The 20,273-nt window shown below is 70.0% G+C and carries 28 protein-coding genes (1 of these 28 only partly in view); 21 read left to right on the forward strand and 7 right to left on the reverse strand.

Going from position 1 to position 20,273, the window contains the following annotated elements; genetic code table 11:
- Positions 1 to 76: 76 nt before the first annotated feature.
- Positions 77 to 988, forward strand: coding sequence for an extracellular catalytic domain type 1 short-chain-length polyhydroxyalkanoate depolymerase (locus BLU81_RS44135; protein WP_092555278.1), 912 nt, complete (start codon positions 77 to 79; stop codon positions 986 to 988).
- Between the two features lie 24 nt (positions 989 to 1,012).
- Here the strand turns inward: BLU81_RS44135 and BLU81_RS44140 are convergent, their stop codons facing one another.
- Positions 1,013 to 1,528 carry a hypothetical protein gene (locus BLU81_RS44140; RefSeq protein ID WP_092555280.1) on the reverse strand — a complete coding sequence of 172 codons (516 nt, stop codon included), beginning with the start codon at positions 1,526 to 1,528 and terminating at the stop codon, positions 1,013 to 1,015.
- A gap of 103 nt (positions 1,529 to 1,631) precedes the next feature.
- Here BLU81_RS44140 and BLU81_RS44145 point away from each other — a divergent pair, with 103 nt between their 5' ends.
- Positions 1,632 to 2,099, forward strand: a complete 468-nt coding sequence (locus BLU81_RS44145) for an RICIN domain-containing protein (protein ID WP_092555282.1) — start codon at positions 1,632 to 1,634, stop codon at positions 2,097 to 2,099.
- Position 2,100: 1 nt separating this feature from the next.
- On the opposite strand, the gene BLU81_RS44150 is transcribed toward BLU81_RS44145, so the two are convergent.
- The 3 genes from BLU81_RS44150 to BLU81_RS44160 are packed head-to-tail and all read right to left on the reverse strand — an operon-like array spanning position 2,101 to position 4,063.
- Entirely contained in the window at positions 2,101 to 2,691 is a 591-nt protein-coding gene (locus BLU81_RS44150; protein ID WP_092555284.1) for a DNA-3-methyladenine glycosylase, read from the reverse strand.
- Entirely contained in the window at positions 2,691 to 3,572 is an 882-nt protein-coding gene (locus BLU81_RS44155; protein WP_092555286.1) for a dioxygenase family protein, read from the reverse strand. Before BLU81_RS44155 ends, BLU81_RS44150 begins: the two co-directional genes overlap by 1 nt.
- Positions 3,569 to 4,063, reverse strand: coding sequence for a MarR family winged helix-turn-helix transcriptional regulator (locus BLU81_RS44160; RefSeq protein ID WP_231953819.1), 495 nt, complete (start codon positions 4,061 to 4,063; stop codon positions 3,569 to 3,571). Before BLU81_RS44160 ends, BLU81_RS44155 begins: the two co-directional genes overlap by 4 nt.
- A gap of 94 nt (positions 4,064 to 4,157) precedes the next feature.
- Here BLU81_RS44160 and BLU81_RS44165 point away from each other — a divergent pair, with 94 nt between their 5' ends.
- Both BLU81_RS44165 and BLU81_RS44170 read left to right on the forward strand, forming a co-directional pair.
- Positions 4,158 to 4,532 (forward strand): DoxX family protein, encoded by a 375-nt coding sequence (locus BLU81_RS44165; protein ID WP_092555288.1) that lies wholly within the window; start codon positions 4,158 to 4,160, stop codon positions 4,530 to 4,532.
- A gap of 78 nt (positions 4,533 to 4,610) precedes the next feature.
- Positions 4,611 to 5,414 carry a hypothetical protein gene (locus BLU81_RS44170; protein WP_092555290.1) on the forward strand — a complete coding sequence of 268 codons (804 nt, stop codon included), beginning with the start codon at positions 4,611 to 4,613 and terminating at the stop codon, positions 5,412 to 5,414.
- Positions 5,415 to 5,418: 4 nt separating this feature from the next.
- Here the strand turns inward: BLU81_RS44170 and BLU81_RS44175 are convergent, their stop codons facing one another.
- On the reverse strand, positions 5,419 to 5,661 hold the full coding sequence (locus BLU81_RS44175) for a hypothetical protein (RefSeq protein ID WP_092555292.1): 243 nt from the start codon (positions 5,659 to 5,661) through the stop codon (positions 5,419 to 5,421).
- 157 nt (positions 5,662 to 5,818) lie between these two features.
- Between BLU81_RS44175 and BLU81_RS44180 the strand changes: the two genes are divergently transcribed.
- The 16 genes from BLU81_RS44180 to ptsP all read left to right on the forward strand — a co-directional run bounded on the left by BLU81_RS44180 (position 5,819) and on the right by ptsP (position 17,927).
- On the forward strand, positions 5,819 to 6,694 hold the full coding sequence (locus BLU81_RS44180; protein ID WP_092555294.1) for a helix-turn-helix domain-containing protein: 876 nt from the start codon (positions 5,819 to 5,821) through the stop codon (positions 6,692 to 6,694).
- Entirely contained in the window at positions 6,687 to 6,890 is a 204-nt protein-coding gene (locus tag BLU81_RS44185) for a DUF397 domain-containing protein (protein ID WP_092555296.1), read from the forward strand. The genes BLU81_RS44180 and BLU81_RS44185 overlap by 8 nt, the downstream gene beginning before the upstream one ends.
- A 111-nt stretch (positions 6,891 to 7,001) precedes the next feature.
- Positions 7,002 to 7,781, forward strand: a complete 780-nt coding sequence (locus BLU81_RS44190) for a CAP domain-containing protein (RefSeq protein WP_092555298.1) — start codon at positions 7,002 to 7,004, stop codon at positions 7,779 to 7,781.
- Between the two features lie 59 nt (positions 7,782 to 7,840).
- Positions 7,841 to 8,416 (forward strand): type II toxin-antitoxin system PemK/MazF family toxin, encoded by a 576-nt coding sequence (locus BLU81_RS44195; RefSeq protein ID WP_373873251.1) that lies wholly within the window; start codon positions 7,841 to 7,843, stop codon positions 8,414 to 8,416.
- A 22-nt stretch (positions 8,417 to 8,438) separates the two neighbouring features.
- The gene (locus BLU81_RS44200; RefSeq protein ID WP_231953820.1) at positions 8,439 to 9,008 is read left to right on the forward strand and encodes a hypothetical protein; all 570 of its coding nucleotides are present in this window, start codon (positions 8,439 to 8,441) and stop codon (positions 9,006 to 9,008) included.
- A 17-nt stretch (positions 9,009 to 9,025) separates the two neighbouring features.
- Positions 9,026 to 9,673 carry an adenylate kinase family protein gene (locus BLU81_RS44205; protein ID WP_092555302.1) on the forward strand — a complete coding sequence of 216 codons (648 nt, stop codon included), beginning with the start codon at positions 9,026 to 9,028 and terminating at the stop codon, positions 9,671 to 9,673.
- A gap of 10 nt (positions 9,674 to 9,683) precedes the next feature.
- Positions 9,684 to 10,253 (forward strand): hypothetical protein, encoded by a 570-nt coding sequence (locus BLU81_RS44210; protein ID WP_092555304.1) that lies wholly within the window; start codon positions 9,684 to 9,686, stop codon positions 10,251 to 10,253.
- Between the two features lie 52 nt (positions 10,254 to 10,305).
- The gene (locus tag BLU81_RS44215; RefSeq protein WP_157752029.1) at positions 10,306 to 11,013 is read left to right on the forward strand and encodes an NUDIX hydrolase; all 708 of its coding nucleotides are present in this window, start codon (positions 10,306 to 10,308) and stop codon (positions 11,011 to 11,013) included.
- A gap of 157 nt (positions 11,014 to 11,170) precedes the next feature.
- Positions 11,171 to 11,932, forward strand: coding sequence for a DeoR/GlpR family DNA-binding transcription regulator (locus BLU81_RS44220; protein ID WP_092555308.1), 762 nt, complete (start codon positions 11,171 to 11,173; stop codon positions 11,930 to 11,932).
- The gene (pfkB, locus tag BLU81_RS44225) at positions 11,929 to 12,867 is read left to right on the forward strand and encodes a 1-phosphofructokinase (protein ID WP_092555310.1); all 939 of its coding nucleotides are present in this window, start codon (positions 11,929 to 11,931) and stop codon (positions 12,865 to 12,867) included. The genes BLU81_RS44220 and pfkB overlap by 4 nt, the downstream gene beginning before the upstream one ends.
- Before the next feature lie 152 nt (positions 12,868 to 13,019).
- On the forward strand, positions 13,020 to 14,189 hold the full coding sequence (mtlA, locus tag BLU81_RS44230) for a PTS mannitol transporter subunit IICB (RefSeq protein WP_172890900.1): 1,170 nt from the start codon (positions 13,020 to 13,022) through the stop codon (positions 14,187 to 14,189).
- A 24-nt stretch (positions 14,190 to 14,213) separates the two neighbouring features.
- Positions 14,214 to 14,522 (forward strand): PTS sugar transporter subunit IIB, encoded by a 309-nt coding sequence (locus BLU81_RS44235; protein ID WP_092555314.1) that lies wholly within the window; start codon positions 14,214 to 14,216, stop codon positions 14,520 to 14,522.
- Entirely contained in the window at positions 14,515 to 14,964 is a 450-nt protein-coding gene (locus BLU81_RS44240; protein ID WP_092555316.1) for a PTS sugar transporter subunit IIA, read from the forward strand. The genes BLU81_RS44235 and BLU81_RS44240 overlap by 8 nt, the downstream gene beginning before the upstream one ends.
- Positions 14,964 to 16,004 (forward strand): zinc-dependent dehydrogenase, encoded by a 1,041-nt coding sequence (locus BLU81_RS44245; protein WP_092555318.1) that lies wholly within the window; start codon positions 14,964 to 14,966, stop codon positions 16,002 to 16,004. Before BLU81_RS44240 ends, BLU81_RS44245 begins: the two co-directional genes overlap by 1 nt.
- A gap of 11 nt (positions 16,005 to 16,015) precedes the next feature.
- Positions 16,016 to 16,291 (forward strand): HPr family phosphocarrier protein, encoded by a 276-nt coding sequence (locus BLU81_RS44250; protein ID WP_092555320.1) that lies wholly within the window; start codon positions 16,016 to 16,018, stop codon positions 16,289 to 16,291.
- Positions 16,284 to 17,927 (forward strand): phosphoenolpyruvate--protein phosphotransferase, encoded by a 1,644-nt coding sequence (ptsP, locus tag BLU81_RS44255; protein ID WP_092555322.1) that lies wholly within the window; start codon positions 16,284 to 16,286, stop codon positions 17,925 to 17,927. Before BLU81_RS44250 ends, ptsP begins: the two co-directional genes overlap by 8 nt.
- A gap of 99 nt (positions 17,928 to 18,026) precedes the next feature.
- On the opposite strand, the gene BLU81_RS44260 is transcribed toward ptsP, so the two are convergent.
- Positions 18,027 to 18,521: a hypothetical protein gene (locus BLU81_RS44260; RefSeq protein WP_157752030.1), complete on the reverse strand. Its 495-nt coding sequence runs from the start codon at positions 18,519 to 18,521 to the stop codon at positions 18,027 to 18,029.
- Between the two features lie 52 nt (positions 18,522 to 18,573).
- Positions 18,574 to 19,356, reverse strand: a complete 783-nt coding sequence (locus BLU81_RS44265) for a polyphosphate kinase 2 family protein (protein WP_092555326.1) — start codon at positions 19,354 to 19,356, stop codon at positions 18,574 to 18,576.
- 59 nt (positions 19,357 to 19,415) lie between these two features.
- Here BLU81_RS44265 and tyrS point away from each other — a divergent pair, with 59 nt between their 5' ends.
- Positions 19,416 to 20,273, forward strand: the 5' portion of a protein-coding gene (tyrS, locus tag BLU81_RS44270) for a tyrosine--tRNA ligase (protein ID WP_092558537.1). It continues 399 nt past the right edge of the window; the window shows 858 of its 1,257 coding nt (coding positions 1-858); it begins with the start codon at positions 19,416 to 19,418; the stop codon falls past the right edge of the window.

Consider the following 20,273-nt stretch of genomic DNA (forward strand, 5'->3'; position numbering starts at 1 on the left):
CCGCGTGCCCGCACCCCGACGGTATCCGGTGGCGGCACGTGTTCCGATCGTTGACGGGCTGGGCGAGGATGCCCTCATGTTCCGGCTCACGTTTCTGATCCTGCCGCTGCTTCTGGTGCTCGCGGGCTGCACCGAGCCGTCCGCCACCGGCTTCGTGACGGGTGCGTCCGACCATGCCCTCGGCGAGCGGACCTTCCGGGTCTACCGGCCGTCGTCGTTGCCGGCCGGGCAACGGGTGCCGTTGGTGCTGGTCCTGCACGGGGGCGCCGGTTCCGGGGCGCAGGCCGAGAAGGCGTACGGGTGGGACACCACCGCCGACGGCAACGGTTTTGTGGTCGCGTACCCGGACGGGGTGGGCCGCTCGTGGAACGCGGGTCCCGGCTGCTGCGGCCGGGCCGCCCGGGACGGTGCCGACGACGTCGGCTTCCTGGAGGACGTGGTGGAGGCCGTCTCCGGAGGTGTCCCGATCGACCCGGCCCGGGTCTTCGTCACCGGCATGTCCAACGGCGCGATGATGACCTACCGGCTGGCCTGTGAGAGCACCCTGTTCCGGGCGGTCGCCCCGGTCGCCGGCACACTGATCGGCGACTGCCCGGCTCCGGCGCCCGTCTCGCTGCTGCACATCCACGGCACCGCCGATCGGAGCGTTCCCTGGGCCGGTGGCCCCGGCCGGCAGGACAACGGCGGCACCGGCCGGGTTCCGGTCCGGATCGACGGACCGCCGATCACCGAGGTGACCGATGCCTGGCGCCGCCGGGCCGGATGCGCCGCCTTCACCGAGCAGACCGCCGATCCGGTGACCAGGCGGACCGCCACCTGTCCCGGCGGCCGGACCGTCGAGTTGATCAGCGTCACCGGTGCTGGTCACCAATGGCCGGGCGCCGTCCCGGAGAGCCGGGCGGTGACGGGGATCCTCTCGCTGGACCCGCCGTCCGGCGCCCTCGACGCCACCGCGACGATCTGGAGCTTCTTCGCCGGCAGCCGGTGACGCCGTCGTCAGTGACGCCGGCGGTCAGTGATCGTCGTGGTCGGTGGCGCGGGCCGCGCACAGGAAGGTGCCGCCGACCGCGAAAGCGCCCAGCACGGCCAGCGAGATCTGAGTCTCGTGGTCGATCTGCCGTTCGTAGACAGCGCGGCCGACGATCGTCTCCCGGCCGCGGTCCATCAGCACGTAGGTTCCGCCGCGTTCCAGCGGGCTTCCGTTCAGCGCGGCGAACGCCAGCACCAGAGCCAGCCAGAATCCGGCGAAGATCAGGGCCGCCGCGATCGCCGCCCACACCGGCACGTGCGGCGGTACCCAGGAGGCGAGGCTCCAGAGGCGGCGGGGCTGCTGGGTGCGGTAGCCGCGGCGGTTGGCGAGGATGCCGGCCGCGAAACCGGGCACCGTCAGGATCGCGGCGAACCCCACCGCGAGCTGGGTGATCACCGGCCGCACCTCGAACGCCAGGGTCCCGATCAGGACCGCACACCACAGCACGCCGACCCCGGACACCAGGCTCAGCCAGGACAGACCGCGTCTCGTGAACATCACCGCCGAGGCTAGTGCCCGTTCGCGCCCACGGGGTTATTTCACCACAAAACGCCGGGTGGAAACGCCTGCGGCACCCGCCGTGCGTTTCTAGAGTGAGGCGATGCGTGTAGTCCTGCCGTCTCTGACCGCCGTCGTCGCGCTCTCCCTGCTGCCCGCTCCGGCGGCCGCGGTGCCCGCCCCGCCGCCACTGCATCAGGGCTGGATCGTCACCCAGCAGACCCCGTACCGCTGCCTGACCGGCGGCGCGGCCGGCACGTCACTGTTCACCAGCGTGTGCGACCGGGCGAACAAGGCCCAGGACTTCTACCAGACCAGCGACGGCCACTTCACCCAGGGCGAGAACTGTGTCGAGCCGAAGACCACCGCCAAGGGGGTGAAGGTGAAGGTGGTGCCGTGCACGTACCAGGCCGACCAGAAGTGGTGGTTCACCACGGCACTGCAGGCCGGCGACCAGTGGGGCCCCTGCCTGACCGAGACCCCGCTCGACTCGGCAGGTCACGGCCGGATCCGTCTGCAGGACTGCACGGGCGCCGTCGACCAGCAGTGGCGTTCCTTGAACCCCTGGTGAGTCAGTGAGCGGCCGGCCGGCGTCGCGGAGTGTGCCGCCGGTAGGTGCTGACCGTCGGGTCCCCGGTGATCCAGAACCGCCACGGCACGTCGTGCGCCGAGGTCACCCCGACCCGTGGCCCGGCCGAGACCGGCCCCACCGGAGCGTCCGGTGGGGTCAGCGTGGCCGGTCCGCCGCCGGACAACGGGGTGTTGTCGGCGGCCCGGTCCAGGCCGAGGACCAGTGTGAGCTTGCCGGGACCATCGGCCAGAGCGGCGGCGGTACGGGCGGTCGGCCGCCGTTGCCGGGCGAGTCCGGCGCCGTCGACCACCTCGCCGGCCCGCAGCAGCACGGCGGCGGCCGTCCCGTTCTCGCCGCAGACCACGTTGGCGCAGAAGTACATCCCGTAGATCTGGTAGACGTAAAGCTGCCCGGCCGGGCCGAACATCACCGCGTTCCGGCTGGTCAACCCGCGGTGCGCGTGGCTGGCCGGGTCCTCGCCGAGGCCGCCGTACGCCTCCGTCTCGGTCAGGCGCACGGTCACCCCGTTCGCGGTGAGCCGCCAGCCGAGCAGCCGGCGGGCCACCTCGTCGACCGGCTCGCTGTCGAGCATCACGGCAGGGTCTGGAACGACCGCTTGGAGAAGCCCAGCATGTAGCCGTCGATCGCGGTCCGCACCGGGGCGTCCGGCCGGTCCGCCGCACCGAGGGTGACGAAGAGCGGGGTGAAGTGGTCCGGGGTCGGGTGCGCGTACGGCATGCCCGGCGCCCGGTCCTGGTAGGCGGCCAGTTCGTCGACGTCACCACGGCCGAGCGCGTCGGCGGCCCAGGCGTCGAAATCGGACGACCAGGACGGCACCGTGCCGCGGGTGACCATCTCGCGGGTCAGGAACGGCAGGCCGTGCACCATGAACCCGGAGCCGATCACCAGCACCCCTTCGGCACGCAGCCCACGTAGCCGTTCGCCGATCGCGAGCAGCCTGGCCGGGTCCTGGCTGGGCATGCTGAGTTGCAGCACCGGTACGTCGGCCAGCGGGTACATCGCCATCAGCGGCACCCACGCCCCGTGGTCCAGGCCGCGGCTCGGATGCTGGTGCACCGGCTCGCTGTCGGGCATCACGGCGGCGACCCGGCGGGCCAGGGCGCCGGCGTCGGGTGTGGCGTACCGCATCTGGTAGTAACGCCGGTGGAAGCCGCCGAAGTCGTAGACGAGCGGGGTGTGCGCGGCCGGCGCGGACAGCGACAGCGGCGCGCTCTCCCAGTGCGCGGAGACGATCAGAATGCCGGTGGGTTTAGGCATCGACTGCGCCCAGTCGAAGAGTTCCCGCAGCCAGGGGCCGTCGTCGAAGAGCGGCGGCGCGCCGTGGCTGAGATAGAGCGCGGGCAGCGCGGCATCACCGGTCTGCCAGGCGCGTTGCGCTCGAGCGAGGGGCTGGGCGCCGATCAGGAACTGGTCGTACGCCCCCGCGGGAACCGCCGGATTCAGAGTGGTCATCGGGTGCTCCTGGAGGTGGGGCAGGGGTCGTCCGGGCCGATCGCCGCCGTGATCCGCCGGCCGATCTCGTGGAGTTGTCTGACCTGCGCTTTGGTGAGGGAGTCGAAGATCAGGGCGCGCACGTTCTCGACGTGGCCGGGCGCCGCGTCGACGACCTTCGCCCAGCCGTCATCGGTGAGCGTGGCCAGGGTGTAACGGCCGTCGGCCGGGTCGGTGCCGCGGGTGACCCAGCCCCGCCTCTCCAGTCGCCCGACCGCCTGGGAGAGGCGGGCCAGTGATCCTTCGGCGAGCAGTGCCAGCACGCTCATCCGCATCGTCCGGTCCGGTGCCTCGGAGAGGCCGGCGAGGATGCCGTATTCGAAGTTGCTGAGGCCGGCGTCGCGCTGCAACTGCGCGTCGAGGGCGGTGGGCAGGCGCATGAAGACGCCCATCAGGGTCATCCAGGCGGCCCGCTCTTCGCTGTTCAGCCACCGTGTCTCGGTGTTCTCCACCCCTAAATGCTAGCTCACGGTTACTTGCATGTTTAAGTCACTGCCCCTACCTTTCACTCAACTGCTTGAGTCAACTGAATGAGTCGAGGCAATAATGAACGTCGTCCTGTGGATCATCGCGGGCCTGTTGGCGGCGGCCTTCCTGGCAGCCGGTGCGATGAAGGCGCTGCAGCCCAAGGAGAAGCTCGCCGCCTCCGGACTGACCTGGGTCGAGGACTTCAGCGCCGGTCAGGTCAAGGCGATCGGGGTGGTGGAGGTGCTCGGCGCGATCGGCCTGGTCCTCCCGGCGCTGCTGGACATCGTCCCGATCCTGGTCCCGATCGCGGCCACCGGCCTGGCCGTCGCGATGATCGGCGCGATCGTGGTGCACGCCCGTCGCAACGAGATTCCGGGGATCGCGCCGGGCGCGGTTCTGTTCGTACTGGCGGCGGTTGTCGCGTGGGGACGATTCGGGCCCTACGCGTTCTGACCGGCTGTTTCGCCAGGTGCGAATCGGCAATTACATCGATATAGTTCGTCGTCCGGGGGTCGGGGCGGGGAGCGTGTGATGCGGCAGCCGGGCGGCGACGAGGCGGGCACCGAAGCCGAGGGCAGTGGCCTGGCCGCCCTCGGTGGGCTGGAGCTCGGGGACCTCGACGCCGGACCGGGCGGGAGCGCGGGGGAGGCGGGACGCTCCGGCCGTTCCGCCAGGAACCGGAATCTGATCGTCTCCACCCTGCTCACCGCGCTCCTGATCGCCTGCCTCGGCACCGCGGTCCATCTCTTCCTGCGGATCAACGAACCGTCGGCGGCCGGGCGGCCGCCCCCGCCCCCGCCCCCGCCCCCGCCCCGCCCTGGTCCGAGTTCGGGTGGCCCGCAGCCCGCCGGGCAGTCGGTGCGCACCGAGAGCGACCTGGGCCAGGTCTGCGCCGACAAGTTCTACCCGTCCGCGCCGAGGTACCGCGGTTCCGCCCCGCATCCGGTTCTGATCAGCGAGGGCGAGGACGCCGTGGCGGACTCCCGGTCGACACGTACCCTCAACCGGGCCGCCTTCGCCGGGTCGGCCACTCAGCGCCGCACCTGGGCGCCCGGCCCGGAGCGCGCCCAGATCGTCGCCTGCCTGGACCTCACCGGCCCCGGCCGCAAGATCCGCGACTGCCGCACCGGTGACGGCACGCTCCCGCTGGTCGAAGGGCGGTACCGGCTGTCGGTCTACGAGGTCGCCACCCGGCGCCGGCTTCTGCGGACCGCCGTGACCGGAACAGATCGTTCCTGCCCGTTCGTGATCCCGAGCGGGTCCGGCGACATCCTGCACAGCGCGGTGAAGGATCAGCAGCTCTACGACCTGCTCCGGGACCGGGTCGAAGGCTGAGCCGTCAGGGCCCGGCCCAGCCGAGGAACCGTTCGTAGAGATCGGTCGGCGCCCCGCCGCTGCCCGCCGCCCAGTCGTCGATCGCCTCCAGCAGGCACGAGCCGAGATAGACCGAGAGCCCGTGCGGGAAGTTCTGGTACTGCTCGGTCAGTTCGACCTTCGCGGTGGCGCACGGCCAGGGCTGCCCGCAGACCCGGCAGTCCCAGGACGGGCGCTCACCGACGTGTTCGGTCCTCGGTACGAGCATGAAAACCTCACCATGTGCAATTCGACGACTACACATTGGAGCGTGACTTGCCTTAGGCTCAGTCTCAAGCCGTGACGGCGAGAATCCCGGAAATGGATTCTCAGCGTCTCGTTCACAGCATCCGGATCGTCTCGTTCGATACAACCGTGGGAGAGATATGACCGAGACGGGCTCGACCGTTCCGCGGCGGCAGGTCGGCCGGCTGTTACGGCAGCTGCGCGAGCAGGCCGGCGTCTCGCTCATGGCGGCGGCCCACGAGCTGGAGTTCTCCCGGGCCCGGATGTACCGGATCGAGAACGGCGAGGTCCCGGTCCGCAAACACGACGTGATCGCGATGTGCGGGGTCTACGCGGCGCCCGGCCACATGACCGAGGTGCTGATCGGGCTGGCCGCCGAGTCCAAGGCGAAAGGCTGGTGGCACGCGTACGGCGACGTGGTCCCCGCCTGGTTCGAGCTCTACGTCGGCATGGAGCAGGCGGCGTCCCGGCTGCGGTCCTTCGCCCCCGGAGTGATCCCCGGCCTGTTGCAGACCCGGGAGTACGCGGAGGCGGTCTTCCGGAAATGGCACGGCGACGACGAGGAGGCGGTGGCCAACGCGGTGGCCGTGCGGCTGGAACGCCAGTCGCTGCTCAGCCGGCGGCTGCCCGAGGCGCCCCGGCTCGACGTGGCGATCGACGAGGGGGTGCTGCGCCGGGCGATCCCGGACACCCTCGGCATGCAGAAACAGCTCGCCCACCTGGTCAACGTCTCGACCCGGACCAACATCAGCGTGCGGGTGATCCCGTTCGCGGCCGGCCCGCACCAGGCGTCCAGTTCGGGGCAGTTCACCGTGCTGGAGTTCCCGGCCGTCGGCACCGCCTCACCCGAGCCGTCGACCATCTACTGCGAGAACCTCACCGGAGCGCTCTACCTCGATAAGCTCGCGGAGGTGGCGGCGTACGAATCGATCTGGGCCGAGATCGACGCGATCGCGCTGAACCGGGCCGATTCCGACGATCTCATCCGCACGATCATCGAGGAGAGCGATGGCTGACCTGACCGGTGCCGTCTGGCGCAAGAGCACTCGCAGCGGCGGCAACGGGGGCGACTGCGTCGAGGTGGCCGGCAACCTTCCCGGCGTTGTGGCCCTGCGTGACAGCAAGGACCCCGGCGGCGCGACGCTGATCTTCGACCGTGCCGAGTGGACGGCCTTCCTGGCCGGTGTGCGGGCCGGGGAGTTCGACCTTTAGGAATCCGTGAGCCCAGCCTTAAGGGTTCCTTTGCGGGCGGATGCGAGCTTCCGGCCTGGTGCATGGTGATGGGGCGCCGTCCCCTGTCCCGTCTCGCCGAGGTGAACATCCGTGCCCTTCTCCGCTGCCGCCCGATTCCGGTATTCCCTGGCAGCAGGGTCGACAGCGGTGGTGATCGGTGCGGCCTTCCTGGTGGCGGGCCTGGCCCCCGGTGGCACCGAGTCCGTCGAACCCACCGCGGTGACCGCTCCGCTCGCCGCCGCCGCGCCCCCCGGTGGTGACGAGACCGAGCCGGTCGTCCCGGAGTCGGCCGCGGCGTCCCCGAGCGCCACCACCGCGTCCCCGTCACCGTCGGTGAAGTCGAAGAGTCCCTCGCCGAAGGTGACCGCGAAGAAGACGGCCACCGCGAGTACGAGCAAGAAGGCGAGCACCTCGTCCGGGGCGTCGAAGACCACCGTGCCGGTCACCTCCGGGACCGTGGCCGAGCAGGTTCTCGCACACATCAACGAGGCGCGGGTGGCCGAGGGGCTCAAGGCGGTCACCCTGGACGCCGACCTGTCCAAGGCCGCCGCCATCCACACCCAGCTGATGATCGACGGCTGCGGGCTGTCCCACCTGTGCTCGGGTGAGGCCGACCTCGGTGATCGGTTCAGCGCCCAGGGCGTCTCGTGGAGCCGGGCGGCCGAGAACATCGGTTACGGCTCCAGCGGCAGCAGCACCTCCGCGATGGTCGGCGCGGCCAACGGGCTCACCGACTCGATGCTGGCCGAGGTCCCGCCGAACGACGGCCACCGGGAGAACCTGCTGAACGCCGCCTACACCCGGATCGGCCTGAGCATCGTCCGCGACGCCAAGGGCATGACCTGGATGACCCAGGACTTCGTGGGCTGAGCCGGGGCCGGAGATCTTGGTCCTGTGCGGCCGGGGTGATCCGGCTTTAGGGTGGCGCGGTGCTCGAATTCCTGAAAACTCTGCTCCGGTGGCTGACGGGCGCGTCGGAGAAGCAAGCCGACCCCGCGTCTCCTAAGCCCTCTCGGCCTTCCGCGCCGAAACCCGCCCCGCCGAAGCCGGCAGCGTCGAAGCCGGCCGCACCGAAACCCGCTCCTCCGAAGCCCGCCGAGGTTCGCCGGGTTCCGCGGACGGTGCCGGTGCCGAAGCAGGGCCGGCACCTGGCCTACGCGCCCAGCCTGGACGGTGACGCCGATCCGGGTGAGATCGTCTGGACCTGGGTGCCCTACGAGGGCGATCCGGCCCAGGGCAAGGACCGGCCGGTGCTGGTGGTGGGACGCGACGCCGGTACCCTTCTCGGCCTGATGCTCTCCAGCCAGAGCGACCGGGACGGTCAGCGGCACTGGATGGCCCTCGGCCCCGGCGAGTGGGACCGCGACTCGCGTCCGAGCTGGATCCGCCTGGACCGGGTGCTCGAGATCGAGGAGGACGGCATCCGCCGCGAGGGCGCGGTCCTGGACCGGCCCCGGTTCGACCGGATCGCCGCGATCCTGCGCCGCAACTACGGCTGGCCGTGATCCGCCGGATAGCGTTGCTGTCATGGACGTCATGACCGGTTTCGGTGGCAAGCAGGCCTGGCTCGCCGTCGCGGCCGCCGAACCCTCCGCGGTGATCGAAGCGCTCAGCCTGCGCGACCTCGGCACAGTGCCCTGGCGAGACGGGCTGGACCTGGCTCACCTGACCGACGACCGGGTGGCGGTCACCCCGCCGCTGCCCGGCGCGCGGGGTGTGTCGTGGGTGCTCGCGGTGGGGCGGCGGCTGATGACGCCGGGCCCTGACGTCGTCGCCCTGTCCACCGCGCTGCGGACCGAGGTGCAGTTCTTCGCCACGCACCGGGTCACCGAGTTGCACCGCTGGCAGCGGGCGGTCGACGGGGAGCTGGTGCGGACGTTCGGTTATGTGGGGCAGACCGGTGACGTCACCTCCTGGTTCGGTGATCCCGATCCGGCCGAGCGCGACGCCGGGCTACCCGGCGAGTTCGATCCCGAGGAGGCGTCCGTGCTGGTCGCCGAGCGGGATGTGTTCCGGGTGGCCGGCGCCTGGAGCATCGACCCGACCACGTTGTCCGGGCCCGCGCCCGGCCCGCTGCGCCTGGGCGCGGCGGACTGATTCGGTTTGGAGGCGCGATGCGCAAGTACGTGATCATGGGCGTGCAGGGCAGCGGCAAGGGCACCCAGGCCAAGATGCTGCGCGAGGAGTTCGACCTGGTGCACATCAGCGTGGGTGACATCTTCCGCTGGCACGTGCGCCAGCACACCAAGATCGGCGCCCAGGTCAAGCGGATCATGGCGGCCGGCGATCTGGTCGGCGACGACCTGGTCGCGGAGGTGGTGCGCCGCCGGCTGGGCATCCACGACTGGAACTACGGCTTCATCATCGACGGCTTCCCGCGCAACGGGCGGCAGGCCGAGTTCTTCATGGAGAGCTACGACATCGACGCCGTGATCCATCTGGAGCTGACCGACGACGAGGTGCGCCGCCGGGTGCTCAGCCGCCGGCTCTGCACCAACTGCGGGATGGACTACAACCTGATCGCCGACCGTCCCGAGGTGGAGGGCCGTTGTGACATCTGCGGTGGTGAGCTGATCACCCGGGCCGACGACACCCCGGAGGCCCTGGAGACCCGGCTGAGCGACTACCACGAGAAGACCCGGCCGGTGCTGGAGCTGTTCCGGCGCAAGGAGGTCGTGCACGACGTCGACGGCCGCGCATCGGTCGACGAGGTGCAGTCGGCCATCCGTAAGACCCTCGGACTGCCGTCGTCACGCGGCTAGCATCGCGCTGGTGACTCTGACTCCCGATGATCTGATCGGTTACGTCGAGCGTGACCTCGACGCCGACATCGCCCGCTGGTTCCCGGACGCCGAGCGGGCCGAGGTTCCCGTCGAGACCCGCTCGATCGACCGTCTGGTGGGCCTTCTGCCGGCGTCCGGGGCGGCCGCCCTGACCGCTTTCGACCAGCGGGTCCGGGTCGGCCGCGTCCCGGCCGTCTTCGACGTCTCCGACTGGTCCTACGGCTTCGACTTCGCCGGCAACGACTGCGGCATCGTCGCCGCGGACTACGAGACCGAGATCTCCGGCGACGACGTCTTCACCCTCGCCGCCGACGGCTCCGGCAACCTGTGGACCCTGCTGGCGGACGGGCAGGTGGCCGTCTGGTTCCACGAGGAGGAGGTGCTGGAGGAGGGCACCCGGTTCGACCATCTGGACGTCTTCCTCTGGTCGCTGGTCCGCTACCACGCGGTGCGCCAGGGGCGGCTGAGTCTCGCCGAGGTGAAGGCGGACTTCCTCGCCCTGGGCCAGGGCGGCATGGTCGCTCCGGAGCTCGGGATGCTCACCTACTTGAAGGACTGATCCCCCGATCAGGGCAATCCGATCAAGTCGGACACCAGCCTACCGTGATGCGGTGTATCTCGGACCGTCGTTCTCTGCGCCCGTCACCTCTTCCGGCACGGTTCTGTGGCGTGGCGCGGGAAACGCCCGTGAGGTCGCCGTCGTTCATCACCCGCGCGGCGAATGGGGCTTTCCGAAAGGGCGCACGGCACCCGGTGAACATATGGCCGCCGCCGCGGTACGGGCGGTTTCCGAGGAGGCCGGAATCGCTGTCGCACTCGGGCCGTGGCTGGGTGCCGTGAATTACGTCCGGGGCGGCTGGCCGGAACACGTCGACTATTTCGCGGCCGAGGCGGTCGGCGACGAACAGGCCGGTGACCTGCTCTGGCTGTCTCCGGAGCGGGCCGCCGACGCGCTGAGCCGGCCCGATGACGTGTGGATTCTTCACGAATTCCAGCGCCGGGTCACCGTACGCACGAGTTGCTTCATCCTCCGCCGTGGTGGCGCTTATCCGGCGCAGTCGGTGCTGTCCGCCTATGGCGTGCGGGAACAGCCGAACGGTGATCTGGAATACGTGCTGCGGATCGCCGGGGAGTCGTTCGACTCCGGCCGCCCGGCCGCGGTCTGTGCCGAACTCGCGGCGATCCAGGAACTCTTCGGCGAGCTGTGCCGTCGGCGGCCGGCGCCGGTTCCGGTGGACGCGACGGTGCCGGAGGGCGGACTGCTCGTCCTGCACGGCACCCCGGACCGGATCGTCACGGTCGAACGTCATCTTGTCTGAAAACCACACAACCGGACTTTCCTAGTAAGACCCGTTAATAACCGTTTTGTGCAGGTGTCTCAAGCAATTTAAGGAGACCGAAATCTCTTTGACATATTGCGCTCGGGCAGAAGCGGGCGTAAACAAAGACAAAGCCAAAACGAGCCGGGTGGTGAGGATGTACGCGGAGGAACGCCAGCAGGAGATAGTCCGGCGGGCCCGTGCCGAGGGCCGGGTCGATGTCGTCGCGCTGGCCGAGACCTTCGGGGTGACGGCCGAGACGATCCGCCGCGACCTGACCGTTCTGGAACGGTCCGGGGTGCTGCGCCGGGTGCACGGCGGGGCCATCCCGGTCGAGCGCCTCGGCTTCGAGCCGGCGCTCGCCGCCCGGGACGCCGTCCTGATAAGCGAGAAGGAGCGGATCGCCAAGGCGGCCCTGGCCGAGATCCCGGAGGACGGCGCGATCATCCTCGACGCCGGGACCACCACGGCCCGCCTCGCCCAGCTGCTGCCCGCCGACCGTGAACTCACCGTGGTGGTGAACTCGCCGGTGCTGGCCGCGACCCTCGGGCTCAAACCCAACCTCACCGTCCTGCTGCTCGGCGGCCGGGTCCGGGGCAAGACCCTGGCCACCGTCGACGACTGGGCGCTCCGGCCGCTCGCCGACATGTATGTCGACGTCGCCTTCATGGGCGCCAACGGTGCCAGCGTCGAACGCGGGATGACCACCCCGGATCCGGCCGAGGCCGCGGTCAAGCGGGCGATGATCGCGGCGGCCCGCCGGGTGGTGCTGCTCGCCGATCACACCAAGATCGGCAACGACTACCTGGCCAAGTTCGGTGCTCTCGCCGACCTGGACCTGCTGATCACCGACAACGGGCTGGACCAGGACCTCGCTGCCGAGGTCGAGGCCACCGGCGTCCGGGTGGTGAAAGCATGATCCTCACCGTCACTCTCAACCCCAGTGTCGACCGGGCTCTCGAGGTCGGCGTCCTGATCCGCGGCGAGGTCCTGCGCGCCGCCGACTCGCACATCGACCCGGGCGGCAAGGGCGTCAACGTCTCCCGCGCGCTGCTCGCCAACGGGGTCCGCTCGACCGCGGTCGTCCCCACCGGCGGCGCCGAGGGCGACCAACTCGTCGACATGCTCAAGGCCGAGGGCGTCGACATGCTGGCCGTGCCGATCGCCGGCCGGACCCGCTCCAACATCACCCTGGCCGAGCCGGACGGCACGGTCACGAAGATCAACGAGATCGGCCCGGTCCTCTCCGACGCCGAGTTCGCCCAGGTCAGCAAGGCGGTCCTGGACGCCGCGACCACCGCCGACTGGGTGGTGATCTGCGGCAGCCTGCCGCCCGGCCCGAGTATCGGCGCCTTCATCGAACTCTGTGAGCGCCTGGTCGCCGGCGGTACCCGGCTCGCCGTGGACAGCAGCGGCCCGGCCCTGCTGGCCGGGGTGGCCGCCGGTGCCGCCCTGGTCAAGCCGAACCGGGAGGAACTCGCCGAAGCCGTCGGCGCGGAACCCGAGACTCTCGGTGACGTGATCGAGGCCTGCCAGCGGCTGCGTGCCGCCGGTGCCGGAGCGGTCCTGGCCAGCCTCGGCGCTGACGGGGCCGTCCTGGTCGACGCCGACGGGGTCCTCTCCGGATCGTCGCCGGTGAGCGTGCCCCGCAGCACGGTCGGTGCCGGGGACGCGATGCTCGCCGGCTTCCTCGCGGCCGGCGCGCGTGGTTCCGAGGCCCTCACCGAGGGCCTCGCGTGGGGCGCGGCAGCGGTCGCTCTTCCGGGCAGCCGGATGCCGACCCCGTCCGATCTCGACCGTACGACCGTCAGCGTCTCCACCGACCTGAATCTCTCCCGCCGCTTGCACTCCTGACCCCCGTCGTGTGGTGAGTCCGGGTTCGATCCGGACCGCGACCCACCACGCTCGCCCCCACCCTCGTCGGACCGTGAGGTCTCCACGCCTGTGGTGGGCCGGAAATAACCCCTTAAAAGATGATGTAACTCTCCACCACCGAATGGGAGATCCTGATGGCCTCTTCGTTCACCCCCGAGGTCACTGGAGGCGGCTTCCGAGCCCGCGTCCAGAAACTCGGCGGCCACCTAGCCGGCATGGTCATGCCCAACATCGGGGCGATCATCGCCTGGGGCCTGATCACCGCCTTGTTCATCCCGGTCGGCTGGGTGCCGAACGAGAACCTCGCCGAGCTCGTCGATCCGATGATCAAGTACCTGCTTCCGGTACTGATCGGTTACACCGGTGGCCGGATGGTCCACGGCCAGCGCGGCGCGGTCGTCGGCGCCACCGCCACGATGGGTGTCGTGGTCGGTGCCGACGTGCCGATGTTCCTCGGCGCGATGATCATCGGCCCGCTGACCGCGTACGTCCTGAAGCTGTTCGACGACGCGATCGACGGCAAGATCAAGCCCGGCTTCGAGATGCTGGTGGACAACTTCTCGGCCGGCATCATCGGCGGTGGCTTCGCCATCCTCGGCAAGCTGGCGATCGGCCCGGTCGTCAACGGTCTCACCAAGGCCGCCGGCACCGGTGTGGACTGGCTCCTCGACCACAGCCTGATGCCGCTGGTTTCGGTCCTGGTCGAGCCGGCCAAGGTGCTGTTCCTCAACAACGCCATCAACCACGGTGTGTTCAGCCCGCTCGGTGTGCAGCAGGTGGCGGAGAGCGGCAAGTCGATCCTGTTCATGATCGAGTCGAACCCCGGCCCCGGTCTGGGCCTGCTCCTCGCGTACTTCTTCTTCGGACCGAAGTCGCTGCGCCCGACCGCTCCGGCTGCGATGATCATCCACTTCTTCGGCGGCATTCACGAGATCTACTTCCCGTACGTACTGATGAAGCCGCGCCTGATCCTCGCTCTGATGGCCGGTGGCGCGTCCGGTGTCGCCACCTTCATGATCACCGGCGCCGGTACGGTGGCCTCCCCGGCTCCGGGCAGCATCTTCGCCTTCGCCGCGGTGACCGCCAAGGGCTCGCACGTCGGCATGTTCCTCGGTGTCCTGATCGCCGCCGCGGTCACCTTCGGTGTCGCCGCCCTGCTGCTCGGCTTCGGCAAGCTGAAGTCCGATCAGGAACCCGACGAGACCGCCCCGGACGAGACCGCTGACGCTCCGGCCATCCCGGAGCAGCGCACCGCCCCGGCCGACGAGACCACCGACAGCAGCCGCAAGGAAAACGCCTAACTACAGGGAAGGGCCGCCAACCTCATGGCAACCATCAACGGCAAGGACATCCGCAAGCTCGTGGTCGCGTGCGACGCGGGAATGGGCAGCAGCGTGATGCTCGCCAGCACTCTGCGCAAGCAGCTCGGCAAGACCGGGGTCATCGTCGAGCACACCCCGGTGAACTCGATCCCGGCCGACGCCGACGTGGTGGTCTGCCACAGCGGTCTGGCGGCCCGCGCCCGCTCGGTCGCCCCGGACAAGCCGATCGTGCCGTTCCAGATCTTCCTCGGCGACCCGGCCGTCACCCGCGTCGTCAAGGCGATCCAACAGGGTACCGATCTCAATGTCTGACCAGCAGCTCTTGGACCCGCGGGCGATCCGGCTCGCGGAGAAGGCAGCCGACCGCGACGACGCGATCCGTCGTTGCGGTCAGGCCCTGGTGGACATCGGCGCGGCCGAACCGGGCTACGTCGACACGATGCTGGCCCGTGAGCAGTCGATCTCCACCTACGTCGGCGAGGGGGTCGCCATCCCGCACGGCACCCTCGCCGGCAAGGACCTGGTCAAGCGCGACGCCCTCGCGGTGCTGCGCTTCCCGGAGGGTGTCGACTGGGACGGCGAAACGGTCACCTTGTGTGTGGCCATCGCCGCCCAGGGCGACGGGCACGTGGAACTGCTCGCCGCTCTCGCCGAGATCCTGCTCGACGAGGACCAAGCCCGCGAACTTCGCGAGGCGACCGAACCCGAGACCGTGATCCGGCTTCTCGGGACCATCCAGGAGGAAGAGAACTGATGAAGGTCGTACGATTCCACGCTCCCGGTGACGTCCGCTTCGAGGACGCCCCCGAGCCCGAGGCCGGTCCCGGTGAGGTGAAGATCCGGGTCCGGAACTGTTCCACTTGCGGTACCGACGTGAAGATCTCCAAGTTCGGTCACCACCACATCCACCCGCCGCGGGTGATGGGCCACGAGATCGCCGGCGAGATCGTCCAGGTCGGCGACGGCGTCGACGGCTGGTCCAACGGCGACCGGGTCCAGGTGATCGCGGCCATCCCGTGCGGGAAGTGCGCCGAGTGCGAGCGGGGCCGGATGACGGTCTGCCCGAACCAGGAGTCGATGGGCTACCACTTCGAGGGTGGCTTCGCGCAGTTCATGGTCGTACCGGAGAAGGTCCTTGCGGTTGACGGCCTGAACCGCATCCCGGAGGGCGTCTCGTTCGCCGAGGCGTCGGTGGCCGAACCGCTGGCCTGCGCGCTCAACGCGCAGAACCTGGCCCGCGTCGGCGAGGGCGACGACGTCGTGGTGATCGGTTCCGGCCCGATCGGCTGCCTGCACGTGCGGCTGGCCCGGGCCCGCGGCGCCGCCCGCGTCTTCCTGGTCGAGTTGAACCGGGAACGCCTGGACATGGCCGCCAACCTGGTCCAGCCGGACGCCGCGATCTGCGCCGCCGAGGTCGACCCGGTCGAGGAGATCCTGAAACTCACCGACGGCCGCGGCGCCGACGTGATCATCACGGCCGCCGCCTCCGGCAAGGCCCAGGAACAGGCCATCGAGATGGCCGCCCGCCAGGGCCGGATCAGCTTCTTCGGCGGCCTGCCCAAGGACAACCCGACGATCACCTGCGACTCCAACCTGGTGCACTACCGGGAGCTGATGATCATCGGCGCGAACGGGTCCAGCCCGGCCCACAACGCCGAGGCCCTCAACCTGGTCGCCACCGGAGCCGTGCCGGTCCTCGACCTGATCACCCATCGCCTGCCGCTGGAGAGCGCCATCGACGCCTTCGGGATCGTCGCGCGCGGCGAGGCCATCAAGGTCACCATCGAGCCCTGAAGGAGTCTGTTGTGCCCACCCGAACGGTGACCGTCGGTTCCGCCAGCGGCCTGCACGCCCGCCCCGCGAAGATCTTCGTGGAAGCCGCTGCGAAAGCACCGGTCAAGGTCACCATCCGGTCCGGCGACCGTAAGCCGGTACCCGCCAAGAGCATGCTGTCGGTGCTCGCCCTCGGTGCCAAACACGGCACCGAGGTGATCCTCGAAGCCGAGGGGGAGGGCGCCGACGAGGCCCTGGACAACCTGGCCGCACTGCTCGCGAAGGACCTGGACGCCGATCATGGCTGAGGTGCTCACCGGCATCGGGGTGTGCGCCGGGATCGTGGCCGGTCCGCTGCTGCGGATCGCCGGGGCCCCGGCGCTGCCCGCCCCCACCACGGTCACCGACGTCGAGGCGGAGGTGGCCCGCGCCGAGGCCGCCCTCGCCGACGTGGTCGCCGAACTCGAACGGCGCGCCGACCGGGCCACCGAGTCCACCATCGCCGAGGTGCTGCGGGCCGAAGCGATGATGGCCGACGACGAGGCGCTGCGCGACGGCGTCCGGGAACACGTCGAGGCGGGCCACGACGCGCCGCACGCGATCGACGGCGCGTTCGCGAGCTTCCGGGAGGCCTTCGAAGCAGCCGGCGGCTACCTCGCCGAACGTGTCGCCGACCTGGACGACCTGCGGGACCGGGCGGTGGCGGTCCTGCTCGGGCTGCCGATGCCCGGTGTCCCCTCGCCCGGTCACCCCTATGTGCTGGCCGCCCGCGACCTCGCGCCGGCCGACACCGCCGACCTCGACCCCGACCAGGTGATCGCCCTGGTCACCGAGGTCGGCGGCCCGACCAGTCACACCGCGATCCTGGCCCGCGCGCTGGGCCTGCCCGCGGTGGTCGCCTGCGCGAACGTCCTGTCCGTCCCGGACGGCACGATCGTGCTGGTCGACGGGGCTTCCGGCCGGGTCGAGACGGGCGTCGACGAGGCCACCGCCAAAGCCGCGACCGAGGCGGCACTCCAGGCGAGCGAGGCGGCCTCCGGTCTGACCGGCCCCGGTCAGACAGCTGATGGGTACGGTGTGAAACTCCTGGCCAACGTCGGCTCGGCCAAGAACGTCCCGGCCGCCGACGAGGCACACGCCGAGGGTGTCGGACTGTTCCGCACCGAACTGCTCTTCCTCGACCGCTCCCAGGAGCCGTCCCACGACGAGCAGGTGGCCGCGTACCGCGAGGTGTTCACGGCCATGACGGGGCGGCGGGTCGTCATCCGTACCCTCGACGCCGGAGCCGACAAACCGCTGCCGTTCCTGAACCAGGACGGCGAGCCCAACCCGGCCCTGGGCGTCCGCGGTCTGCGGGTGGCCCGCCGCCGCCCGGAGGTGCTCACCACGCAACTCGCCGCTATCGCCGAGGCCCGCGCGCAGACCGGCGCGGACGTCTGGGTGATGGCCCCGATGGTCGCCACCCTGACCGAGGCGACGGAGTTCGCGGCCGCCGTGCACGACGCCGGGCTGCCGAAGGCCGGCGTGATGATCGAGGTACCGGCCGCCGCGCTGCGGGCCGCCGACCTGCTCCGGGTGGTCGACTTCCTGAGCATCGGCACGAACGACCTGAGTCAGTACACGTTCGCCGCCGACCGGATGTGCGGCGACCTGGCCGACCTGCTCGACGTCTGGCAACCCGCGCTGCTGCAGCTCATCGGCATCTGCGGGGAGGCCGGCCGGGCAGCCGGCAAACCGGTCGGGGTGTGTGGTGAGGCCGCGGCCGACCCACTGCTCGCTCCGGTCCTGGTCGGGCTCGGCGTGACCAGCCTGTCCATGTCACCGCGGGCGATCGGCCAGGTCCGGGCGGCACTCGCGGCCCGGACCGAGGCCGACTGCCGGCGGCTCGCCGAGCTGGCGGTGGCCGCTCCGGACGCGGCCGCGGCGCGCGAACTGGTGCACTGACTGAACAGACCGACGGGCCCGGCCCGAAGTTCCGGGTGGGCCCGTTCGGTCTCTCAGCGTCTCAGTCTTCGATCGCGGTCTCAGTTTTCGATCACGGTCTCAGTTGAAGGGGAAGCCGGGCGGGAAGACCGGCATCGGCACCGTTTCGGTCCTCTTGATCAGGTCGAGCAGCACCTGCGGCGTGCCAGGCGTCTTCGAGTACGTGACTACCTGCTTCTGCTTGCCGTTGCGGTACCGGACGGTCACCTCGTACCGGTACCGGCCGGATTTGCTCACCGGTGCGTACCGCGGCCCCAGCGTCCGGAACGCCGGGCTGGAGGCCAGCCGCAACACCTCACTGGAGTACGAGTTACCGCTGCCCGCCACCTGGAACGTCGAGATGTTGTTGCGGCCGCGGGTACGCACGACCGACACCGCGACCGCTTGGTGATCCTTGGGAGCCACCTGATCGGTGGCCTGGGACACCGGGACGAAGGATCCGGCCGAGTTCAGCACGCTGGGGCCGGCGGCACTCATCACGAGCCCGAGCCCGGCGAGTCCGACCAGCAGGGCGGCGCTAGGCCGCCACGAAAAGAGTTTCCTGCTCATGGGCATGCCGCGACAGTATCCCGCAAAACGCCGATAAACGTGGCAAAACGCCCGAATGTCAGTCGTGTGGGCCGCCGTCCTGGTCGGCTGCGCTCAGGTCGTACCCCCGCTTGGCCAGCCGGGTCTCCAGAAGGTGACAAACGTGCTCAGCCACGGCCAGCCGTGCGTGAGGCTTGTTATTGCCCGCGATCACGGTCCACCGCGCCTTCGGGCGATCCGTCCGGTCGATCATCTCCTCGACCGCCGCCTCGTACTCGGCCCGCTTCTCCCGGTTACGCCAGTCCTCATCGGTCAGCTTCCACGACCGCAGCGGGTCCGTCCGCCGGCTCTCGAACCGTTCCAGCTGCTCATCCTCCGACACGTGCATCCAGAACTTGATCAGGATCATGCCCTCGGCGGCCAGCGTCCGCTCGAACTCGGCGATCTCGTCGTATGCCCGCGTCCACTGCTCTTGAGTCGCGAAACCCTCGACCCGCTCCACCAGCACCCGCCCGTACCAGGACCGGTCCAGCACCGACATCCCACCGTTGCCGGGCAGCACGTTCCAGAACCGCTGCAGGAAATGGTGCCGCTTCTCGTCGTACGTGGGAGCGGCGAACTGCGACACCCGGACATGCCTCGGGTCCAGCGGCGCGACGAGGCGCTTGATCGCACCACCCTTACCGGACGCGTCCCACCCCTCGAACACCACACACAACGGCGGGCCGATCCGTTTCTCCCCGATCTGACCACCCAGCAGAAGCCGCAGCCGCAACAAACGCTGCTGTGCCGCGACCAGCCGCGCCTCGGCCTGCTTCTTCGAGATCTCGGACGGGGGATTAGCGCTACCCAGATGACCCATCCGCCCAGCATCCCTAATCCCGTTGTGATCCGCACCGGCCGGTGCGGGAGAATCCGTTGGTGACTTTCGTAGACGACCTGCAGTGGCGTGGACTGATCCAGGACTCGACCGACCCCGCCGAACTCCGCAAGAAGCTCGACGCCGGCTCGCTCACGTTCTATGTCGGTTTCGACCCCACCGCCGCCTCGCTGCACGTCGGTCACCTCATGCAGGTGTGTACCGCGCGCCGCCTCCAACTCGCCGGCCACCGCCCGCTGCTGCTCGTCGGCGGCGCCACCGGCCAGATCGGCGACCCGCGCGAGTCCAGCGAGCGCAGCCTCAACCCGCCCGAGGTGGTCCAGGGCTGGGTCGAGCGGATCCGCACCCAGCTGTCGCCGTTCGTGAGTTACGAGGGCGACAACGCGGCCACCATGGTCAACAACCTGGACTGGACCGGCCCGACCTCGGTGATCGACTTTCTCCGCGACGTCGGCAAACACTTCCCGGTCAACAAGATGCTGGCCCGCGACGTGGTCCGCAACCGCCTCGAGAGCGGCATCAGCTTCACCGAGTTCAGCTACCAGCTGCTCCAGTCCAACGACTTCTACCAACTGCACGTCCAGCACGGCTGCGAGCTGCAGTTCGGTGGCTCCGACCAGTGGGGCAACATCACCGCCGGCGTCGACTTCGTCAGGCGTCGCGGCGCCGGCCCGGTGCACGCCTTCGTCACCCCGCTGGTCCTCAAGGCCGACGGCACCAAGTTCGGCAAGACCGCCGGCGGCGCCGTCTGGCTCGACGACACCATGACCAGCCCCTACTCGTTCTACCAATTCTGGGTCAACAGCGCCGACGCCGACGTCAGCCAGTACCTGCGCTACTTCAGCTTCAAATCCCGCGAAGAGCTGGAGGAACTGGAGAAGGCCACCGCCGAGCGGCCG

The sequence above is a fragment of the Actinoplanes derwentensis genome, from assembly GCF_900104725.1.
Classification (GTDB): Bacteria; Actinomycetota; Actinomycetes; order Mycobacteriales; family Micromonosporaceae; genus Actinoplanes; species Actinoplanes derwentensis.